The organism is Ramlibacter agri (genome assembly GCF_012927085.1).
Classification (GTDB): domain Bacteria; phylum Pseudomonadota; class Gammaproteobacteria; order Burkholderiales; family Burkholderiaceae_C; genus Ramlibacter; species Ramlibacter agri.
Window position 1 is genome coordinate 322,251 of sequence record NZ_JABBFX010000004.1, and the last position, 19,206, is coordinate 341,456.

Below are 19,206 nucleotides of genomic sequence, written 5' to 3' on the forward strand. Positions count from 1 at the left end.
CAAAATACGCGAAAGTACGCAAAAGACGCAAAAGAAATCCGCTTAGATTTTCCTTTTGCGACCTTTGCGTTCCTTTGCGACTTTTGCGTCGGGCAGTTCAATCCCAGCACGCGCACCAACCACCATGCCGAAGCGCACCGCCAAACCCAACCGCGGCTTCCAGATCGCCGACCAGATCCAGCGCGATCTGACGGAGCTGATCGCCCGCGAGCTGAAGGATCCGCGCGTGGGCATGGTGACCATCCAGGCCGTGGAGGTCACGCCGGACTACGCCCACGCCAAGGTGTTCTTCAGCCTGCTGGTGGGTGACCCGCAGGAAACCGAGGAGGCCCTCAACCAGGCCGCCGGCTTCCTGCGCAACCACCTGTTCAAGCGCCTGCACATCCACACGGTGCCGACGCTGCATTTCCATTTCGACCGCACCACCGAGCGCGCGGCCGACATGAACGCCTTGATCGCCAAGGCCGTTTCTTCCCGTTCCAAGGACGACTAGCACTTGAACGCGCCACGCACCAGGGTGCAGCGGCGCCCTGTGCATGGGGTGTTGCTGCTCGATAAACCGCTGGGTCTGTCCAGCAACGATGCACTGCAGAAAGCCAAGTGGCTGCTGCGGGCGGAGAAGGCCGGCCATACGGGCACGCTGGACCCCCGCGCCACCGGCGTGCTGCCGCTGTGCTTCGGCGCGGCCACCAAGTTCAGCCAGCTGCACCTGGACGCCGACAAGACCTACGAGGCCCTGGCGCGGCTGGGCGTGCGCACCACTTCGGGCGACGCCGAAGGCGAGGTCATCGAGCGGCGCGAAGTGCCGGCCATCACGCCGGAACGCCTGGCCGAAGTCCAGGCACAGTTCCTGGGCGCGATCAGCCAGGTGCCGCCCATGCACAGTGCCTTGAAAAAGGACGGCAAGGCCCTATATGAGTATGCGCGCGCCGGGATCGAGGTGGAACGTGCCGCGCGCGACGTGACCATTTTCGAGCTGCAGCTGGCCCTGGTCGAGCCGGACCTGCTGCGCATCGTCGCCAAGGTCAGCAAGGGCACCTACATCCGGACCCTGGGCGAGGACATCGGCCAGGCCCTGGGCTGCGGCGCCCACCTGGCGGCCCTGCGCAGAATTGCCACCGGTCCATTCGGCATGGATCAATGCATAGGTTTGATGGAACTCGAGGCGCTGCCCGAGTCTGAAAGATTGGCCCGGCTGCTGCCGGTGGAAGCCCTGCTGCCCGGACACACGCCGGTCACGCTGGGCACGGAAGATGCTGGACGGTTCCTGAGCGGACTGCGCCGGCGCGGCCGTTGGGCCGAAACAGAACATGCCGCGGTTTTCGGGGACGCGCCGCGGGCACTTTTGGGCACTGCCCATATCAAGGCGGGAGAACTCATTCCCTCGCGCCTGCTGAGCCCCCTAGAAATCCAGCAAATGCTCGGCCAGGCCGAGACCGAAACGACATGAGCAATCGACAAATCCGCAATATCGCGATCATCGCCCACGTGGACCATGGCAAGACGACCATGGTCGACCAGCTGCTGCGCCAGTCCGGCACCTTCGCCGACCACGAGAAGGTGGTCGACACGGTGATGGACAACAACGCCATCGAGCGCGAGCGCGGCATCACGATCCTGGCCAAGAACTGCGCCGTCAGCTGGAACGGCACCCACATCAACATCGTCGACACCCCCGGCCACGCGGACTTCGGCGGCGAGGTGGAGCGGGCGCTGTCGATGGTCGACAGCGTGCTGCTGCTGATCGATGCCCAGGAAGGCCCGATGCCGCAGACCCGCTTCGTGACGAAGAAGGCGCTGGCCCTGGGCCTGCGTCCGATCGTCGTCGTGAACAAGGTCGACAAGCCGGGCGCCAACCCCGACAAGGTCATCAACGCCGCCTTCGACCTGTTCGACAAGCTCGGCGCCACCGACGAACAGCTGGACTTCCCGGTGGTCTACGCCTCCGGCATCAACGGCTGGTCCTCGCTGGAAGAGGGCGCGGCCGGCGAGCAGTGGGGCCCCGACATGTCGGCCCTGTTCGACACCATCCTCAAGCACGTGCCCCCGCACGAAGGCGACGAGAGCGCGCCGCTGCAGCTGCAGATCTCCGCGCTGGACTACTCCAGCTTCGTGGGGCGCATCGGCGTGGGCCGCGTCAACCAGGGCACGATCAAGCCATCCACGGACGTGCTGGTGATGGAAGGCCCGGACGGCAAGCAGGTCAAGGGCCGCGTCAACCAGGTCCTGACCTTCGAAGGCCTGACCCGCGTGCAGGTGAAGGAAGCCGGCCCCGGCGACATCGTGCTGATCAACGGCATCGAGGAAATCGGCATCGGCGTGACCGTGACCGACCCCGCCAATCCGCAGCCGCTGCCCATGCTGAAGGTGGACGAGCCGACGCTGACCATGAACTTCTGCGTCAACACCTCGCCGCTGGCGGGCCGTGAAGGCAAGTTCGTGACCAGCCGCCAGATCTGGGACCGCCTGCAGAAGGAACTGCAGTCCAACGTGGCGCTGCGCGTCAGCGAGACCGACGAGGAAGGCGTGTTCGAAGTGATGGGCCGCGGTGAACTGCACCTGACCATCCTGGTGGAGAACATGCGCCGCGAAGGCTACGAGCTGGCCGTGTCCAAGCCGCGCGTGGTGTTCAAGAACATCGACGGCGTCAAGAGCGAGCCGATCGAGCTGGTGACGGCCGACATCGAGGAGCAGCACCAGGGCGGCGTGATGCAGGCCCTGGGCGAGCGCAAGGGCGAGCTGGTGAACATGGAGCCGGACGGCCGCGGCCGCGTGCGCCTGGAATACCGCATTCCGGCGCGCGGCCTGATCGGCTTCAGCAACGAGTTCCTGAACCTGACCCGCGGCTCCGGCCTGATCTCGAACATCTTCGACGGTTACGAGGGCTACAAGGGCGAGATCGCCAGCCGCAAGAACGGCGTGCTGATCTCCATGGACGACGGCGAGATCTTCACCTATGCCCTCGGCAAGCTGGACGACCGCGGCCGCATGTTCGTGAAGGCGAACGACCCGGTGTACGAAGGCATGATCGTCGGCGTGCACAACCGCGACAACGACCTGATCGTGAACGCGACGCGCACCAAGCAGCTGACCAACTTCCGCGTGTCCGGCAAGGAAGACGCGATCAAGGTCACGCCGCCGATCGACCTGACGCTGGAATACGGCGTGGAGTTCATCGAGGACGACGAACTGGTGGAAATCACCCCGAAGTCCATCCGCCTGCGCAAGCGCTTCCTCAAGGAGCACGAGCGCAAGCGGGCGCTGCGCGAAGCGGCTTGAACGAAGCCGCGTAAGATCGAAGGCGGGCCCGGCGGCCCGCCTTTTTTTCGTCCGCAAGAACAAGAACGATGAGACTCACCCACACCCAGGCAGTCTTCGGCATGGTCGCGGTCACCCTCATGTGGTCGATCGCGGGCGTCATCACCCGGCAGCTGGAACACGCGCGCAGCTTCGAGGTGACCTTCTGGCGCAGCTTCTTCACCGTGCTGTCGCTGCTGGTGATCCTGCCCTTCTTCCAGGGCCGCGCCGTGTTCACGAAGATCCGCCATGGCGGCTGGGCGCTGTGGCTGTCCGGCCTGTGCTGGTCGGTGATGTTCACGGCCTTCATGGTGGCGCTCACCTTGACCAGCGTGGCCAACGTGCTGGTGACCATGGCGCTGGGCCCGTTCCTCACCGCGCTGATCTCGCGCGCCTTCATCGGCAACCGCATCCCGGCGCGCACCTGGGCGGCCATCCTCGTGGCGGGCGCGGGCATCGCCTGGATGTACGGCACGCAGATCCGGCAAGGCCATCTCGCCGGGACCGTGGTGGCCCTGTTCGTGCCCCTGGCCTCCGGCGTGAACTGGACCGTCACGCAGCGCTCCTCGGCGCAGGGCCACCAGGTCGACCTGGTGCCGGCGGTGCTGGTCGGCGCCGCCATCAGCGCGGTGGTCACGCTGCCGCTGGCCATGCCATTCCATGCCTCCGCGCACGACATCGGCCTGCTCGCCTTGCTGGGGCTGGTGCAGCTGGCCATCCCGTGCGTGCTGGCCGTGCTCTGCGCCCGGGTGTTGAAGGCACCGGAGATTGCCCTGCTTGCCTTGCTGGAAGTGATTTTCGGGATCATCCTCGCCTGGATCGGCGCCGACGAGATCCCGAGCGAGGCGGTGCTGACCGGCGGCGCGCTGGTCATAGGCGCGCTGGTCGCCAACGAGCTGGCAGGGTGGAGGGCAAGGGCATGAGCGAAATCGTTGCGGAAATCCGGGGCACCGCAGGCCTCGTCACGCTGAACCGTCCGAAGGCGCTGAACGCCTTGTCGCTGGACATGATCCGCGCGCTCACGGCCACCTTGCTGGCCTGGGCCGAAGACCCGCGCGTGCACCGCGTGGCCGTGCGCGGCATGGGGCGCGAAGGCCCCTTCGGCGCCTTCTGCGCCGGCGGCGACATCCGCTTCTTCCACCAGGCCGTGCTGGCCGGCGACCCGCGGCTGGAGGACTTCTTCACCGAGGAATACACCCTCAACCACCTGATCCACGGCTATCCCAAGCCCTACGTCGTCTTCATGGACGGCGTGGTGATGGGCGGCGGCATGGGCATCTCGGCGCACGGCAGCGACGACAGCCTGCGCATCGCCACCGAGCGCACGAAGATGGCCATGCCCGAGACCGCCATCGGCCTGTTCCCGGACGTGGGAGGCGGCTGGTTCCTGGCGCGTTGCCCGGGCCGCATGGGGGAGTACCTGGCGCTCACGGGGCAGGTGATCGGCGGCGGCGACGCGGTGGCCGCGCGCCTGGCCGACGGCGTGCTGGTGTCCAGCGAACTGCCGGCGGCCTGGGAAGCGCTGGCCCATGCGGACAGTTTCGAGCTGCTGCGCGAGCGCCTGCGGGACGCGCCTTCGGTCGCGCGTCCGCTGGCCAGCCAGCGCGCCGACATCGACCGCTACTTCGGCCTGGCGACCGTGCAGGACATCGTGCAGGGCCTGGAAGCCGACGGCTCGGCCTGGGCCACGGAGACCGCCGCCTTGCTGCGCAAGCGTTCGCCGCTGATGCTGCACGTGACGCTGGAGCATGTGCGCCGCGCGCGCCACATGACGCTGGTGTCGGACCTGCGCATGGAGCGCGAGATGGTGCGCAACTGTTTCCAGCTGCGCCCCGGCACCGCGGGCGAGACCATGGAAGGCATCCGGGCCCTGGCGGTCGACAAGGACCATGCGCCGCGCTGGAATCCGCCGCGCATCGAGGACGTCACGCAGGAGATGGTGCAGGCGTTTTTCGCCAGCCCCTGGCCGGCGCATGCGCACCCCTTGCACGACCTGCGTTAGAGCTGCTTGTAGACGTTCTCCGCGAGAACCAGCATCCCCGACTTCGGCGCCTTGCCGGTCAGCGCATAGCCGAAGCCCTGGTCCACCCAGTAGAAGCTGTTGACGCCGCCTTCGCTGGTGAAGCGGAAAGCCGTCTCGCCGTTGCTGCCGGCCTTGGGGTCGATGGCGCCGACGTACAGCGTGATGCGTTCGCCGCGCGCGTTCTGGTACATGAACTGCGCGCGCGCGCCCTGGTCGCCGGGCAGCAGGCGGCCGCCGACCAGCTCGTAGCCTTGCTCGGTGAGGTTGGGCACCTTCAGCGGCCGGTTCAGGCGCTTGGACAGCCACTGCACCAGGTGCTGCTGCTGCGCCGCCTCCACTTCCACCGGGTGCCGCACTTCCGGGCTGTAGACCGTGAACGCCATCTGGGCCTGGCGCGCGAATTCGGCGGGGCCGCGGCCACGCGCGATGCCGAAGCCCATGCCGTCGTGCCACGACTGCCATTGCATGTTGCCGCCCCAGCCCAGGCCGAAGGCCAGCAGCAGGGCGGCCGCCATGCCGCCCCAGCGGGCCCAGCGGTTCACGCGGCTGCTGCGGTGGTGCAGCTGCTGCGCGGCGTGCAGCAGCGGGACGGGCACGGGTTCGTCCGCGACCTCGCCGTACAGCGCCTGCAGCATCGCCTTCTGCTCCTGCCAGGCGCGCACGGTGCGGGCCGCCTCGGGATCCGCGTCCAGGCGGGCCTGCACCTGTGCGCGCTCGTCCGGCGCGAGCCGGCCGTCGACGAAGGCATGGAGCTTCGCCTCGTCCCGCAGCAGGTTGTTGTCTTGGTTCATGGTTTCACTTCAGCCGCCGCAGCGGCACGGCTCCCGCGGGACGCGCGCCTTCCATCAGCTCGCGCAGCCGGCTGCGGGCGCGCGACAGCCGCGACATCACGGTGCCCACCGGCACCCCGGTGATGCGCGCCACGTCCTCGTAGCCCAGGTCCTGCAAGGTCACCAGCAGCAGCACTTCGCGCTGCTCCTCGGGCAGCCGCAGCAGGCAGCGCTGCAGGTCCAGCGCCTGCTCGGTGCCTCCCGCCGGCGCCACCAGTTCGTTCGCCACGTCGTCGACATCGACCCGCTGGCCCTGCTGCCGCAGCGCGCGGCGGGCGCCGTCGACGAACAGGTTGTGCATCAGCGTGAACAGCCAGGCGCGCAGGTCGCTGCCGGCCGCCCACAGGCTCCAGCGCTCGCAGGCGCGCTCCAGCGTGTCCTGCACGAGGTCGTCCGCGCTCCAGCTGTCGCCCACCAGCGCCCGCGCGTAGCGGCGCAGGTCGGGGATGTGGCGCACGAGGCCCTCGGAAGCGGGAGTCATGGGCGCGCAGGCTACCTCAGATCGCTGCTGCGCGAAACCGGGGCGTCCGGCCAGACCGCGCGGAAAGCGGCGTCGACGCGCACCATCTCACGCCGTGCATGGGCCTCGCCGCCGGCCGCGGCCAACGCCTGCGCGAGCGGCATGCGCAGGTGCCAGAGCCCATGCAGGTCCTTGCACGAACGCACCAGGACGACCAGGCGGGCCGCGGCGAAGCCGGGTGTGGCTTGGGCCACGGCGCGCATCGCCTCGCGCACGGGGTCCAGTTCGCTGCCCGCGGGATGTGCCGCCACCGGCTGGGCGTACCAAGGCCAGGAGCTGAGGGCGGCTTCCAGCAGGCGCAGGCGCCGCCCGAGCGAGAGAGAGCGCATGCCGCGCCGCCTCAGGGCCGGGCGATGTGCCAGGCGTTGTTGAAGCCGTCGCCGGTGCGGTCGCCGGCCTTGGCGTCCTTGGACCAGTAGTAGACCGGCTTGCCGCGGAAAGCCCACTGGCGGCTGCCGTCGTCGCGGGCGACGATGGTCCATTCGCCCGCGGCCTGGTCGCCCGCGTTGGCCATCAGCGGCGGCCAGTTGGCGGCGCAGGGGCCGTTGCAGGCCGATTTGCCGGCGCCCATGGCGTCGCGGTCGAAGGTGTAGAGGGTCATGCCATTGGGGCCGACCCAGGCGCCGTCGGCCACCTTGGCCGGCGCGCTGGACATGCCCATGGCGGACTGCATGGACTCGCAGCCGGCGAGCAGGGCGGAGGCCGCGACCGCGGCGGCCAGCGTGAGGGAGGCAAGTTTCTTCATCGCGTTCTCCAGGTGGTTTCCTGGATGAACGACGCGGTGGGGCGGTTTATTCCACCGGCCCCCGGATTTTTCTAGCGGTGCCGCTCCTTCATGGCGCGCTCCACCTCGCGCTTGCCTTCGCGGTCCTTGATGGTGCTGCGCTTGTCGTGTTCGGCCTTGCCCTTGGCCAGCGCGATTTCGGCCTTGACCTTGCCTTCCTTCCAGTACAACTGGAGGGCGACCAGGGTGTGGCCCTTCTGCTCCACCTTGCCGATGAGGCGACGGATCTCGTCCTTCTTCATCAGCAGCTTCTTGCTGCGGACCGAGTCCGGCCGCACGTGGGTGGAGGCAGTGAGCAGGGGATTGATCTGGCAGCCGATCAGGAACAGCTCGCCGCTGCGGATGACGACGTAGCCGTCGGTGAGCTGGACCTTCCCCTCGCGCAGGGCCTTCACCTCCCAGCCTTCCAGGACGATGCCGGCCTCGTACCTCTCCTCGAAGAAGTAGTTGTAGGCCGCCTTCTTGTTATCGGCGATCCGGCGGGGAGTTTCTTTCTTTGTCGACATGCACTGACAGGTTGGGTTACGGCACGCTCTCTACAATGCCGCCGGGTCCCGCATTCTATGAAAACCATCCACAAGAACGTCCTCATCTGGTACAGCGCCGAGGAGATGTTCGCGCTGGTCACCGACGTGGCGAAATATCCCGAGTTCCTGCCCTGGTGCGATCGCGCCTCCGTGCTGGCGATCGAGCCGGACGGCATGAAGGCGGAAGTCGGCATCGCTTTCGCCGGCATCCGCCAGACTTTCACCACCCGCAACACGCACGTGCCCGCACGCGAAGTGCGCATGAAGCTGGTGGACGGCCCGTTCTCCAACCTGGACGGCTGCTGGAAGTTCCAGGCGCTGGGGCAGGGCGACCAGCGCGCCTGCAAGGTGTCGCTGGAACTTCGCTACAGCTTCAAGAGCACCGCGCTGGCGGCCGTGGTCGGCCCCGTGTTCGACAAGATCGCGGGCAGCCTGGTCGACGCCTTCGTCAAGCGCGCCGAACAGGTGTACGGCACGGCATGATCCGCGTGGTCGTTGCCTGTTCGCCGGCGCCGCGCCAAGTGCTGGAGTGGCCGCTGGAACTGCCGGAAGGCGCAACGGTGAGGGATGCGCTGCAGGCCTGCCCGCAGCTGGCCGCCGATGGCGCGGAAGTCGGTGTCTGGGGCCGCAAGGCCAGCCCGGACGCGCAGCTGCGCGAAGGCGACCGGGTGGAGATCTACCGCGGCCTGCTGGTGGATCCCAAGGTCGCGCGCCGCGAGCGTTTCCAGAAGCAGGGCGCGCGGGCCGCGGGCCTGTTCGCGAAGCGCAGGCCCGGGGCGAAGCCGGGATACTAGCCGCTCAGTGGCAGTCGGTGGCGATGATGCCGTCGAGCCGCTTCATCTCGCGCGCACGTTCCTCGTCGTTGAGGTATTCGCGCTCGCCCTTGTCGTTGGTGCGCACCACGCGGGTGCCGGATTCGTAGGTGGCCTTGCCGGACTTGGCACGGGCGCAGTTGTCCGACTTCGCCTGGGCGACCTTCTCCTCGTCGCCCTTCTTCTTGGCGGCGGCGGCGGCATCGCCTTCCTTCTTCTTCGCTTCCAGGTCCTTGTCCTTGCCCGTGGGCGTGGCGGCCGTCGCGGCGGCAACCGGGGCGGCGTCGGCGGCCGGGGCGCGCTGGCCGGCCTGCTTCAGGATGCGGTTGGGGGCGATTTCCGGCGGCGGCGCCTGGTCGCTGAAGACCTTGCGACCGTCCTTGTCCAGCCAGATCCACTGGGCGGAGGCCAGCAGGGGCGCGGTGCAGAGGAGGGCGGCGAGGACGAGTCGGGTCGCTTTCATGCGCCGCAGTGTAGCTGCCTGTCATCCTTAGGCCTTAGTGCGATTGCCCCAACGTTGCCTGCAAGCCGCGTTCCAGCGTGCACTTTTGCACGCGGGTACAATCCATCTTTTGGAGCTCTGATCAATGCGCCTCCTCGGTAAAGCGCTCACCTTCGACGATGTGTTGCTGGTGCCGGCGTTCTCCCAGGTCCTGCCCAAGGACACGTCCCTCGCGACCCGCCTCTCCCGCAACATCACGCTGAACCTCCCGCTGGTGTCCGCTGCCATGGACACCGTGACCGAGGCCAGGCTGGCCATCGCCATCGCGCAGGAAGGCGGCATCGGCATCGTCCACAAGAACCTGACGCCGCTGCAGCAGGCGGCCGAAGTGGCGCGCGTCAAGCGCTACGAATCCGGCGTGCTGCGCGACCCCGTGGTCATCACCCCGCAGCACACGGTGCGCCAGGTGCTGGCGATGCAGGAGCAGTTCGGCTACTCCGGCTTCCCGGTCATCGACGCCGGCAAGGTGGCGGGCATCGTCACCGGTCGCGACCTGCGCTTCGAGACGCGCTACGACGTCCCGGTCAGCCAGATCATGACCCCGCGCGACAAGCTGATCACGGTGAAGGAGGGCACGAGCCTCGCCGACGCCAAGGCGCTCCTGAACAAGCACAAGCTGGAGCGCGTGCTGGTGGTCAACGACGCCTTCGAGCTGAAGGGCCTGGTCACCGTCAAGGACATCACCAAGCAGACCAGCTTCCCCAACGCCGCGCGAGACGCCAGCGGCCACCTGCGCGTGGGTGCCGCGGTCGGCGTGGGCGAGGGCACCGAGGAGCGCGTGGAAGCGCTGGTGAAGGCCGGCGTCGACGTCATCGTCGTCGACACCGCGCACGGCCACAGCAAGGGCGTGATCGACCGCGTGCGCTGGGTCAAGCAGAACTATCCGCAAGTGGACGTGATCGGCGGCAACATTGCCACCGGCGCGGCCGCGCGCGCGCTGGTGGAAGCCGGCGCCGACGCAGTGAAGGTGGGCATCGGCCCCGGCTCCATCTGCACCACCCGCATCGTGGCCGGCGTGGGCGTGCCGCAGATCATGGCCATCGACAGCGTGGCGACGGCGCTCGCCGGCAGCGGCGTGCCAATGATCGCCGACGGCGGCGTCCGCTTCTCCGGCGACATCGCCAAGGCCATCGCCGCCGGCGCCAACACCGTGATGATGGGCGGCATGTTCGCCGGCACCGAAGAGGCGCCGGGCGAGATCGTGCTGTACCAGGGCCGCAGCTACAAGAGCTACCGCGGCATGGGCTCCATCGGCGCCATGCAGCAGGGCAGCGCCGACCGCTACTTCCAGGAAGCGACCAGCACCAACCCGAACGCGGACAAGCTGGTGCCCGAGGGCATCGAGGGCCGCGTGCCCTACAAGGGCTCGCTGGTCAGCATCGTGTACCAGCTGGCGGGCGGCGTGCGCGCCGCCATGGGCTACTGCGGTTGCGCCAGCATCGACGAGATGCGCGCCAAGGCCGAATTCGTGGAGATCACTTCCGCCGGCATGCGCGAAAGCCACGTGCACGACGTGCAGATCACCAAGGAAGCGCCGAACTACCGCGCGGACTGAGTTCCCCGCGGTTTCCAGGTAAAAAGGCCAGAATTTTCTGGCCTTTTTTCTTTTGCCGCCTTAAAATCTGGTCCGACTTCCCCAATTCAGACCAGAAGCTCATGCAAACGGTCCCCATCCACCAGGCCAAGAGCCAGCTTTCCGAACTGATCCGCGCTGTGGAGCAGGGCGAGGAAGTCGTGCTGACGCGGCACGGCAAGCGGGTGATCCGCCTGATCAAGGAGCCGGAAACCGAGCAACCGAGCATCGAGGGGCGCCGCCAGGCGATCGTCGCCGAACTCGCGGCGCTGCGCGCCAAGGTGGGCGCCGGCCCCGGCTTCCAGGAGCTGTGGGAAGAACACAAGCGCGAGCGCGACGAGCGCGGCGACGCCTGGACCGACGAACCGAAGGCGAGCCGTGCTGGTCGTTGACGCCTCCGCCTTCGCGAGCTGGGCTTTTCCCGACGAGACCGGCGACAAGGTCTCCCAGGCGCTGATCCGCGTCATGACCGAGGAAGAGAGCGCGACCAGCGCCTCCATCTTCCCGCTGGAAGCGCTGCACGCGGCCGGCAAGGCGCTGGCCCGCGGCCGCTTCACGCCCAGCGTGCACCAGCACGTGCTGCGGTTGCTGGCGCGCCTGCCGGTGACGCTGGCGCCGACGCGCGTTTCGCCGCTGGAGTTCTGGACCTGGTGCCAGTCGCTGGAACTGAAACCGTATGACGCCGCGTACCTGAAGGTCGCGGTCGACCTCAAGGCGCCCCTGGTCACCATGGACCAGGCCCTGCGCCGCGCCTGCCTGAAGCTGGACCACCCGCACATCACCGATCTCCCCTGACCATGCAACACGACAAGATCCTCATCCTCGACTTCGGCTCCCAGGTGACGCAGCTGATCGCGCGCCGGGTGCGCGAGGCCCATGTCTATTCCGAGGTGCATCCCTGCGACGTCGGTGACGACTGGGTGCGCCAGTACGCGGCCGACGGCAAGCTGAAGGGCGTCATCCTCTCCGGCAGCCATGCCAGCGTGTACGAGGAGAGCACCGACCGCGCGCCGCAGGCCGTGTTCGAACTCGGCGTGCCGGTGCTGGGCATCTGCTACGGCATGCAGACGATGGCGCAGCAGCTCGGTGGCAAGGTGGAAGCCGGCCACAAGCGCGAGTTCGGCTTCGCCTCCGTGCGCGCCCGCGGCCACACCGCGCTGCTGAAGGACATCGCCGACCGCACGACGGCGGACGGCCACGGCATGCTGGACGTGTGGATGTCGCACGGCGACAAGGTGGTCGAGATGCCGCCCGGCTTCAAGCTGATGGCGTCCACCGACAGCTGCCCGATCGCCGGCATGGCCGACGAGGAACGCGGCTTCTACGCCGTGCAGTTCCACCCCGAAGTCACGCACACAGTGCAGGGTCACGTCATCCTCGAGCGCTTCGTCCGCGAAATCGCCAAGGCGAAGCCGGACTGGGTGATGCGCGACCACATCGCCGAAGCGGTGGATTCCATTCGCAAGCAAGTCGGCGACGAGGAGGTGATCCTCGGCCTGTCCGGCGGCGTCGATTCCTCGGTGGCCGCGGCGCTGATCCACCGCGCCATCGGCGACCAGCTCACCTGCGTGTTCGTCGACCACGGCCTGCTGCGCCTGAACGAGGGCGACATGGTGATGGACATGTTCGAGGGCAAGCTGCACGCGAAGGTGATCCGCGTCGATGCCAGCGAGCTGTTCCTCGGCAAGCTGCACGGCGTCAGCGACCCCGAGCAGAAGCGCAAGATCATCGGCGGCCTGTTCGTCGACGTCTTCAAGGCCGAAGCCGCCAAGCTCAAGGCGTCCGGCGCCGGCCACAAGGGCGCGACCTTCCTGGCCCAGGGCACGATCTACCCGGACGTCATCGAGTCGGGCGGCGCCAAGAGCAAGAAGGCCGTCACCATCAAGAGCCACCACAACGTGGGCGGCCTGCCGGAGCAGCTGGGGCTGAAGCTGCTGGAGCCGCTGCGCGACCTGTTCAAGGACGAAGTGCGCGAGCTGGGCGTGGCGCTGGGCCTGCCGCCGGAGATGGTGTACCGCCATCCTTTCCCGGGCCCCGGCCTGGGCGTGCGCATCCTCGGCGAAGTGAAGAAGGAATACGCGGACCTGCTGCGCCGCGCCGATGCCATCTTCATCGAGGAACTCCGCAACTTCCGCGACGAGAAGAGCGGCAAGACCTGGTACGACCTGACGTCGCAGGCTTTCACGGTGTTCCTGCCGGTGAAGAGCGTGGGCGTCATGGGCGACGGCCGCACCTACGACTACGTGGTGGCGCTGCGCGCGGTGCAGACCAGCGACTTCATGACGGCGGACTGGGCCGAGCTGCCCTATGCGCTGCTGAAGAAGGTGTCCAGCCGCATCATCAACGAGGTGCGCGGCATCAACCGCGTGACCTACGACGTCAGCAGCAAGCCGCCGGCGACCATCGAGTGGGAGTGAACGGGGTCCGGCGGTGAGCCTGGCCGAAACCCACCTGCGCCGGGTCCTCGCGGCGATGGCGGGGCCGGCGGCGCGCCCGCGCGCGGACCAGGTCGCGGCCGTGGCGGCGCTCGTCGAGCAACAAGCGCGGGTGCTCGTCGTGCAGGCCACCGGCTGGGGCAAGTCGGCGGTGTACTGGGCGGCGACGTCCGCCCTGCGCGCCGCGGGCAAGGGGCCCACGCTGATCGTCTCGCCGCTGCTGGCCCTGATGCGCGACCAGGTCGCCGCGGCGGCGCAGGCCGGGCTTCGCGCAGCGACGGTCAACTCCACCAACCTCGAGGACTGGGACCAGGTCTTCGACGACATCGCCGCCGACCGCCTGGACGTGCTGCTGGTCTCGCCCGAGCGGCTGGGCAACGCGGGTTTTGCGCGGCGCCTGCCCGGCTTGCTAGGCGCCGCCGGGCTGGTTGTGATCGACGAAGCCCATTGCATCTCGGACTGGGGCTTCGATTTCCGCCCCGATTACCAGCGCCTGGCGAAGACGCTGCTCGGAATCGGCGCCGGCACGCCGGTGCTCGCCACCACCGCGACGGCCAACCAACGGGTCACGCAGGACATCGCCCGCCAGCTCGGCCCGCAGGCGCTGACATTCCGCGGCTCGCTCGCGCGTTCGTCCCTGCGCCTGGCCGTGGTGCCCGGGCTGGGCTCGCTGCAACGCTATGCCTGGGTGGCCGACGCGCTGGACACCTTTCCCGGTTCCGGCATCGTTTACGCGCTGACCGTCGCCGAAACCGAAAGGTTGGCCGGCTTCCTGAAATCCTGCGGGTTCGAGGTGGCGGCCTACCACGGAGGGCTCGAGGCGAACGTGCGGCAGGACGTCGAGGATGCCTTGCGCCGCAATGCGCTGAAGGCCGTGGTGGCGACTTCGGCGCTGGGCATGGGCTACGACAAGCCGGATCTCGCTTTCTGCATCCACGTCGGCTCGCCGTCGTCCCCCGTCGCCTACTACCAGCAGGTCGGCCGCGCGGGCCGGGCGCTGGACGATGCGGTGGCCGTGCTGCTGCCGGCCGAGACCGACGAACAGATCTGGGCCTATTTCGCGACCGCCGGCGTGCCCGATGAACAGCGCGTAGCCAAGGTCCTCGCCGCCCTGGGGCAGAAGCCGCAGGGCCTGGTGGAACTGGAGAACGCCACTGCGATCCGGCGCGGACGCCTCGAGGGGCTGCTGAAGATCCTGGCGGTGGACGAGGTGGTGCAGCGCGAAGGCTCGGCCTGGGCGTTGACCGGCAAGACCTGGACTTACGACGCCGCGCGCTGGCAGGCGCTGGCGCAGGTCCGCGAGCGCGAGGCGGGCCTGATGCGTGCATTCGCCGCGGGGCAGGGCTGCCTGATGCGCTTCCTGCAGGAAGCGCTGGACGACCCCGATCCGCGCGACTGCGGACGCTGCAGCGTGTGCACCGGCAGGCTTCCTGCACCGGGCGCGATGCCCGCGGCGGAGCGGGTCGAGGCAGCCCGCGTGTTTGCGCGTGGCCAGGACGTGGTCATCGAGCCGCGCAAACTGTGGCCGGCGGGCGGCCCGCGCAAGGGCCGCATCGCGGGCTGCAGCGAAGGCCGCGCCCTGGCCTTTGCCAACGAACCCGGCTGGGCCGAGGAACTGCTGCGCGTGTTCGCCGCGCCGGACGGGCCAGCGCCCGCGGAACTGCTGGACGGCGTCGTCGGCGTGCTCGGTCGCTGGCGGCGCAACTGGCCGACCAGGCCGGTCGCCGTGGTGCCCATGCCCTCGGCGCAGCATCCGCAACTGGTCCGCTCGGTGGCGTCGCATGTGGCCTCGGTGGGCCGGTTGCCGGTCGCCGATGTCTTGCGCCTGGCGGGCCCTGCGCCGAACGCCGACCTGGCGTCGGGCGCGACGGTCGCGGCGCTGAACAAGGCCCTGGTGTTGGCGCCCGGGGCCGAAGTACCGGCCGGGCCGCTGCTGCTGGTCGACGCCAGCTATCGCAGCGGCTGGGCGATGACCGTGGCGGCGGCGCTGTTGCGCGAAGCGGGCGCCGCTGCGGTGCTGCCGCTGGTGTTGCACCAACTCCCTTGAAGATTGAACGGACTCCATGAAGAAATTCCTCACCGTCCCCTACGCGGAAAAGGACGAAGCGAAGTCGCTCGGTGCGCGCTGGGACCCGACCCGCAAGCGCTGGTACGTGCAGGACAAGGACCTCGCGCCTTTCGCGCGGTGGCTGAACGAGGATGGCGCGGCGCCGGCGCCGGCGGCGGCGCCGGCGTCGGCTCCGGCCCGGGCACCGCGGACGGGCCCGAAGGAGCCGCCCGCGCACTGCGGCTGCGACGTGCTGCCCTGGGAGCCCTGCGTCCACACCCGCCTGGCACCGACGAACGGCGCGTGATCGCACCGGGGGCACAATCGCGCCATGTACCAGCCGCCGCAGTTCAAAACGGACGATCCAGCCATCGCCGCGGAGCTGATGCGGCGCTACCCGTTCGCCAGCCAGGTCACGACCGACGACGCGGGCTTCCCCTTCGTCACGCACCTGCCGCTGCACCTGGAAGAGAAGGGCAGCGGCTTCGTGCTGTGGGGCCACTGCGCCAAGCCCAACCCGCAATGGCGCCACCTGCAGGCGCGGCCGCAGGCGCTGGCGACCTTCCTGGGCCCGCACGCCTACCTGTCGCCCTCGGTCTACCCGGACCGGCAGCGCGTGCCGACCTGGAACTACCTGGCCGTGCACTGCAAGGTCCGCGCGCGGCTGGTGGAAGACGCCGCGGGCAAGGATGCGCTGCTGAAGAAGCTGATCGGCGACCACGAGCCACCTTACGCGCAGCAGTGGAAGAGCCTGGGCGAAGAGTTCCAGCAGAAGATGCTGGCCGGCATCGTCGGCTTCGAGCTGGCGGTGGAGGAATGGTCCTGCAAGCTGAAACTGAACCAGCACCGCCCTGAGGCGCACGCGCGCATGCGCGAGGGCTACGGCGCGGGCGGCGAGCAGGAAAAGGAACTGGCCGCCTGGATGCAGCGGCTCGGCATGGAGGGGAAGTGATGCGTGCAGTGTTTACCGTCGTGAGCCTGGTCGTGGTGCTGGCGATCGTGGGCGTGTTGGCGAAGAAGCAGCTGACGGCAGGCGTGGCGCCTCCGGTGGCGGGCGCAGCGCCCGGCACCACCGCCACGCCGCAGCAGCAGGTGCAGCAATTCCAGAAGGCGGTGGAAGGCGCGATGCAGACCCCGCGCCCCATGCCCGACGAATCCAAGTGAGCGAAGCGGCCGCCGGCGACGCTGCCTGCATGCGCGAGGCGCTGGCGCAGGCCCGCCTGGCGCTGGCGGCGGGCGAAGTGCCGGTGGGTGCGGTGGTGGTGCGCGATGGCGCGGTCATCGGCCGCGGCCACAACCATCCGGTGGGTGCGCACGACCCGACGGCCCACGCCGAAATCCAGGCGCTGCGCGAGGCCGCGGCGCACCTGGGCAACTATCGCCTCGACGGCTGCGAGCTGTTCGTGACCCTGGAGCCCTGCGCCATGTGCAGCGGCGCCATGCTGCACGCGCGCGTGCAGCGCGTGGTCTACGGCGCGCCCGATCCCAAGACTGGCGTCGCCGGTTCCGTGCTGGACCTGTTCGCCGAATCACGCCTCAATCACCAGACGCAGGTGCAGGGCGGCGTGCTGGCCGAGGACTGCAGTGCGCTGCTGTCGGACTTCTTCCGCCAGCGCCGGCAGGAAGCTCGCGCGATTGCGCAGCCGCTGCGCGACGACGCCTTGCGCACGCCGGAAGCCCGCTTCCAGGACCTTCCGGGCTATCCCTGGGCCCCGCGTTACCTGAACGACCTGCCGGCGCTCGCGGGCCTGCGCATGCACTACCTGGACGAGGGGCCGCGTGACGCGCCCATCACTTGGCTGTGCCTGCATGGCAACCCGTCCTGGAGCTACGTCTATCGCAGGATGATCCCGGTGTTCCTGGGCGCGGGCGGCCGGGTGGTGGCGCCGGACCTGCCTGGCTTCGGCCGCAGCGACAAGCCCAAGCGCGAGTCCGCGCACGGCTTCGGCTGGCACCGGCAGGTGCTGCTGGAGTTCGCGCAGCGGCTGGACCTGCGCAACGTCGTGCTGGTGGTGCAGGACTGGGGCGGCTTGCTGGGCCTGACCCTGCCGATGGCGGAGCCGGACCGCTACCGCGGCCTGCTGGTGATGAACACCACGCTGGGCACGGGCGACGCGCCGCTCAGCCCCGGCTTCCTCGCGTGGCGCGAGATGTGCGCGAAGAACCCGAACTTCGACGTCGCGCGCCTGTTCGCGCGCGGCAACCCGCAGATGAGCGCGGCCGAATGCGCGGCCTACGATGCGCCGTTTCCCGATGCCGGCCACCGCGCCGCGCTGCGCGCCTTCCCGCCCATGGTGCCGGACCGGCCCGATGCCGACGGCGCCGCGCTCTCGCGCGAGGCGCGCGAGTTCCTGCGAACGCAGTGGGCCGGCCGCAGCTTCATGGCCGTCGGCGCCATGGACCCGGTGCTGGGCGTGCACGTGATGGAAGCGCTGCGCGCGCAGATCCGCGGCTGCCCCGAACCGATGCTGCTGCCGCAGGCCGGGCACTTCGTGCAGGAGCACGGCGAGGCGGTCGCGCGCGAGGCAGTGGGATACTTCCACCCGTGACCGCAAAAACAATCTACGTCTATTCGCCTTCCAGCGCCGTCCGCAACAAGCAAGCCGTCCGCCGCGGCATCGCGCGGCTCAAGGCGATGGGCCACCAGGTCGAACTGGATCCCGGCGCTTTCTCCACCCACATGCGCTTCGCCGGCGACGACGAGGTGCGGCTGGCCGGCATCGAGCGCGCGGCGGCCAGCGGCGCCGACGTGGCCATCATCACGCGCGGCGGCTACGGCCTGACGCGCCTGCTGCCCCGGCTGCCGTACAAGGCCATCGCCAAGGCGATCGACCGCGAGACGCGCTTCGTCGGCCTCTCCGACTTCACCGCGTTCCAATGCGCGGTGCTGGCCGAAACGGGCCGCGTCACCTGGGCCGGCCCGGCGGTCGGCGAGGATTTCGGCGGCGAGTCCGAGCCGGACGACATCATGCAGGCCTGCTTCGAGGACCTGGTCGAGGAGCAGGGCGAAGGCACCGGCTGGCAGCTGCCCAAGGCCGAAGCCCGCGCCGAACCCTGGCAGGCCAAGGGCGTGCTCTGGGGCAGCAACCTCGCGATGGTTGCCTCCCTGGTGGGGACGCCGTGGCTGCCGCAGGTGAAGAACGGCATCCTGTTCCTGGAGGACGTGAGCGAGCATCCCTATCGCGTCGAGCGCATGCTGACGCAGCTGCTCTATGCGGGCGTGCTGCAGAAGCAGAAGGCGATCATCCTGGGCCACTTCACCAACTGGACGCCGGTGCCGCACGACAAGGGCTACAAGCTGCACACGGTGGTCGAGTGGCTGCGCACGCAGGTGAAGTGCCCGGTGTTCACGGGCCTGCCTTTCGGCCACGTGCCGACGAAGGTGTGCCTGCCGGTGGGCGCCAAGGTGACGCTGGCCGTGGAGGGCCGCGACGCCTTCATCCTATGGGGTCACATGCACTAGCCCATCAAGGGGCTGGGGCGGGAACTGAGGCTGCCGGGCAGCAGCCCGTGGAACATTTCGGTGATTTCGCGGACCTGCTCGCGGGCGGCGGCTTCGCCGTGGATGCTGGCCAGCGCGGCCATCAGGTCACCCCGCAGGTACCAGAGCGCCTGCACGTCGTTGGCATAGCGGATGCGGCGCGTGACGTTGGGGAATTTCTTCGGCCCACCCTCGCCGAGCAGGGCCAGCATGGCCTCGCGGATGTCCTCCGTGCCGCTTTCGAGCGCGGAGTCGCTCGGCCCCACCGGATTTCCGAGGAGGCCGTAGATGCTGGTGCGGATGCTGCCCTTGAACCAACGCATTTTCCGGGGGGTGTCGACAACGACGATCTTTGGTAAGACGGGTTGCAAATTA

24 protein-coding genes are annotated in these 19,206 nt (G+C 68.9%); 17 read left to right on the plus strand and 7 right to left on the minus strand.

What is annotated here, in order from left to right; translation table 11 throughout:
• Nucleotides 1-124: 124 nt before the first annotated feature.
• From rbfA to HHL11_RS31400, 5 genes are all read left to right on the plus strand, one after another.
• Entirely contained in the window at nucleotides 125-493 is a 369-nt protein-coding gene (gene rbfA / locus HHL11_RS31380; RefSeq protein ID WP_169422564.1) for a 30S ribosome-binding factor RbfA, read from the plus strand.
• Between the two features lie 3 nt (nucleotides 494-496).
• Entirely contained in the window at nucleotides 497-1,450 is a 954-nt protein-coding gene (gene truB / locus HHL11_RS31385; protein ID WP_169422565.1) for a tRNA pseudouridine(55) synthase TruB, read from the plus strand.
• Nucleotides 1,447-3,279: a translational GTPase TypA gene (gene typA, locus HHL11_RS31390; protein ID WP_169422566.1), complete on the plus strand. Its 1,833-nt coding sequence runs from the start codon at nucleotides 1,447-1,449 to the stop codon at nucleotides 3,277-3,279. Before truB ends, typA begins: the two co-directional genes overlap by 4 nt.
• A gap of 68 nt (nucleotides 3,280-3,347) precedes the next feature.
• Nucleotides 3,348-4,220: a DMT family transporter gene (locus HHL11_RS31395; protein WP_169422567.1), complete on the plus strand. Its 873-nt coding sequence runs from the start codon at nucleotides 3,348-3,350 to the stop codon at nucleotides 4,218-4,220.
• Nucleotides 4,217-5,299 carry an enoyl-CoA hydratase/isomerase family protein gene (locus tag HHL11_RS31400; RefSeq protein ID WP_169422568.1) on the plus strand — a complete coding sequence of 361 codons (1,083 nt, stop codon included), beginning with the start codon at nucleotides 4,217-4,219 and terminating at the stop codon, nucleotides 5,297-5,299. The genes HHL11_RS31395 and HHL11_RS31400 overlap by 4 nt, the downstream gene beginning before the upstream one ends.
• Here HHL11_RS31400 and HHL11_RS31405 read toward each other — a convergent pair.
• From HHL11_RS31405 to smpB, 5 genes are all read right to left on the minus strand, one after another.
• Nucleotides 5,296-6,111 (minus strand): anti-sigma factor family protein, encoded by an 816-nt coding sequence (locus HHL11_RS31405; protein ID WP_169422569.1) that lies wholly within the window; start codon nucleotides 6,109-6,111, stop codon nucleotides 5,296-5,298. The two genes, HHL11_RS31400 and HHL11_RS31405, sit on opposite strands and share 4 nt — an antisense overlap.
• A 4-nt stretch (nucleotides 6,112-6,115) precedes the next feature.
• Complete coding sequence (locus tag HHL11_RS31410) at nucleotides 6,116-6,631, minus strand: sigma-70 family RNA polymerase sigma factor (protein ID WP_169422570.1); 516 nt, start codon at nucleotides 6,629-6,631, stop codon at nucleotides 6,116-6,118.
• A gap of 11 nt (nucleotides 6,632-6,642) precedes the next feature.
• Nucleotides 6,643-6,999 carry a hypothetical protein gene (locus tag HHL11_RS31415; RefSeq protein WP_169422571.1) on the minus strand — a complete coding sequence of 119 codons (357 nt, stop codon included), beginning with the start codon at nucleotides 6,997-6,999 and terminating at the stop codon, nucleotides 6,643-6,645.
• A gap of 11 nt (nucleotides 7,000-7,010) precedes the next feature.
• A complete protein-coding gene (locus HHL11_RS31420) occupies nucleotides 7,011-7,415 on the minus strand; it encodes a COG4315 family predicted lipoprotein (protein ID WP_169422572.1) in 405 nt (134 codons plus the stop codon).
• Nucleotides 7,416-7,486: 71 nt separating this feature from the next.
• Entirely contained in the window at nucleotides 7,487-7,960 is a 474-nt protein-coding gene (gene smpB / locus HHL11_RS31425) for an SsrA-binding protein SmpB (protein WP_169422573.1), read from the minus strand.
• Nucleotides 7,961-8,017: 57 nt separating this feature from the next.
• Between smpB and HHL11_RS31430 the strand changes: the two genes are divergently transcribed.
• Together HHL11_RS31430 and HHL11_RS31435 are read left to right on the plus strand one after the other, a co-directional pair.
• A complete protein-coding gene (locus tag HHL11_RS31430; protein WP_169422574.1) occupies nucleotides 8,018-8,464 on the plus strand; it encodes a type II toxin-antitoxin system RatA family toxin in 447 nt (148 codons plus the stop codon).
• Nucleotides 8,461-8,775 (plus strand): RnfH family protein, encoded by a 315-nt coding sequence (locus tag HHL11_RS31435; protein ID WP_169422575.1) that lies wholly within the window; start codon nucleotides 8,461-8,463, stop codon nucleotides 8,773-8,775. Before HHL11_RS31430 ends, HHL11_RS31435 begins: the two co-directional genes overlap by 4 nt.
• Before the next feature lie 4 nt (nucleotides 8,776-8,779).
• Here HHL11_RS31435 and HHL11_RS31440 read toward each other — a convergent pair whose 3' ends face one another.
• Nucleotides 8,780-9,256, minus strand: coding sequence for a DUF4124 domain-containing protein (locus HHL11_RS31440; protein WP_169422576.1), 477 nt, complete (start codon nucleotides 9,254-9,256; stop codon nucleotides 8,780-8,782).
• 124 nt (nucleotides 9,257-9,380) lie between these two features.
• Here HHL11_RS31440 and guaB point away from each other — a divergent pair, with 124 nt between their 5' ends.
• The 10 genes from guaB (at nucleotide 9,381) to HHL11_RS31490 (ending at nucleotide 18,813) form a co-directional block, all read left to right on the plus strand.
• Entirely contained in the window at nucleotides 9,381-10,850 is a 1,470-nt protein-coding gene (gene guaB, locus HHL11_RS31445; protein WP_169422577.1) for an IMP dehydrogenase, read from the plus strand.
• Nucleotides 10,851-10,951: 101 nt separating this feature from the next.
• Nucleotides 10,952-11,260 carry a type II toxin-antitoxin system Phd/YefM family antitoxin gene (locus tag HHL11_RS31450; RefSeq protein ID WP_169422578.1) on the plus strand — a complete coding sequence of 103 codons (309 nt, stop codon included), beginning with the start codon at nucleotides 10,952-10,954 and terminating at the stop codon, nucleotides 11,258-11,260.
• Nucleotides 11,247-11,663: a PIN domain-containing protein gene (locus tag HHL11_RS31455; RefSeq protein WP_169422579.1), complete on the plus strand. Its 417-nt coding sequence runs from the start codon at nucleotides 11,247-11,249 to the stop codon at nucleotides 11,661-11,663. Before HHL11_RS31450 ends, HHL11_RS31455 begins: the two co-directional genes overlap by 14 nt.
• A gap of 2 nt (nucleotides 11,664-11,665) precedes the next feature.
• Nucleotides 11,666-13,285, plus strand: a complete 1,620-nt coding sequence (guaA, locus tag HHL11_RS31460; protein WP_169422580.1) for a glutamine-hydrolyzing GMP synthase — start codon at nucleotides 11,666-11,668, stop codon at nucleotides 13,283-13,285.
• A gap of 13 nt (nucleotides 13,286-13,298) precedes the next feature.
• On the plus strand, nucleotides 13,299-15,350 hold the full coding sequence (locus HHL11_RS31465) for a RecQ family ATP-dependent DNA helicase (protein ID WP_342593304.1): 2,052 nt from the start codon (nucleotides 13,299-13,301) through the stop codon (nucleotides 15,348-15,350).
• 16 nt (nucleotides 15,351-15,366) lie between these two features.
• The gene (locus tag HHL11_RS31470) at nucleotides 15,367-15,657 is read left to right on the plus strand and encodes a DUF5710 domain-containing protein (RefSeq protein WP_169422330.1); all 291 of its coding nucleotides are present in this window, start codon (nucleotides 15,367-15,369) and stop codon (nucleotides 15,655-15,657) included.
• Nucleotides 15,658-15,681: 24 nt separating this feature from the next.
• A complete protein-coding gene (locus HHL11_RS31475) occupies nucleotides 15,682-16,302 on the plus strand; it encodes an FMN-binding negative transcriptional regulator (protein WP_169422581.1) in 621 nt (206 codons plus the stop codon).
• The gene (locus HHL11_RS31480; protein WP_169422582.1) at nucleotides 16,302-16,514 is read left to right on the plus strand and encodes a hypothetical protein; all 213 of its coding nucleotides are present in this window, start codon (nucleotides 16,302-16,304) and stop codon (nucleotides 16,512-16,514) included. Before HHL11_RS31475 ends, HHL11_RS31480 begins: the two co-directional genes overlap by 1 nt.
• A gap of 29 nt (nucleotides 16,515-16,543) precedes the next feature.
• On the plus strand, nucleotides 16,544-17,899 hold the full coding sequence (tadA, locus tag HHL11_RS31485; protein ID WP_169422684.1) for a tRNA adenosine(34) deaminase TadA: 1,356 nt from the start codon (nucleotides 16,544-16,546) through the stop codon (nucleotides 17,897-17,899).
• Entirely contained in the window at nucleotides 17,896-18,813 is a 918-nt protein-coding gene (locus HHL11_RS31490) for an LD-carboxypeptidase (protein ID WP_342593305.1), read from the plus strand. The genes tadA and HHL11_RS31490 overlap by 4 nt, the downstream gene beginning before the upstream one ends.
• Here the strand turns inward: HHL11_RS31490 and HHL11_RS31495 are convergent.
• Nucleotides 18,810-19,154 (minus strand): hypothetical protein, encoded by a 345-nt coding sequence (locus tag HHL11_RS31495; protein WP_169422583.1) that lies wholly within the window; start codon nucleotides 19,152-19,154, stop codon nucleotides 18,810-18,812. The genes HHL11_RS31490 and HHL11_RS31495 overlap by 4 nt on opposite strands.
• Nucleotides 19,155-19,206: the final 52 nt, after the last annotated feature.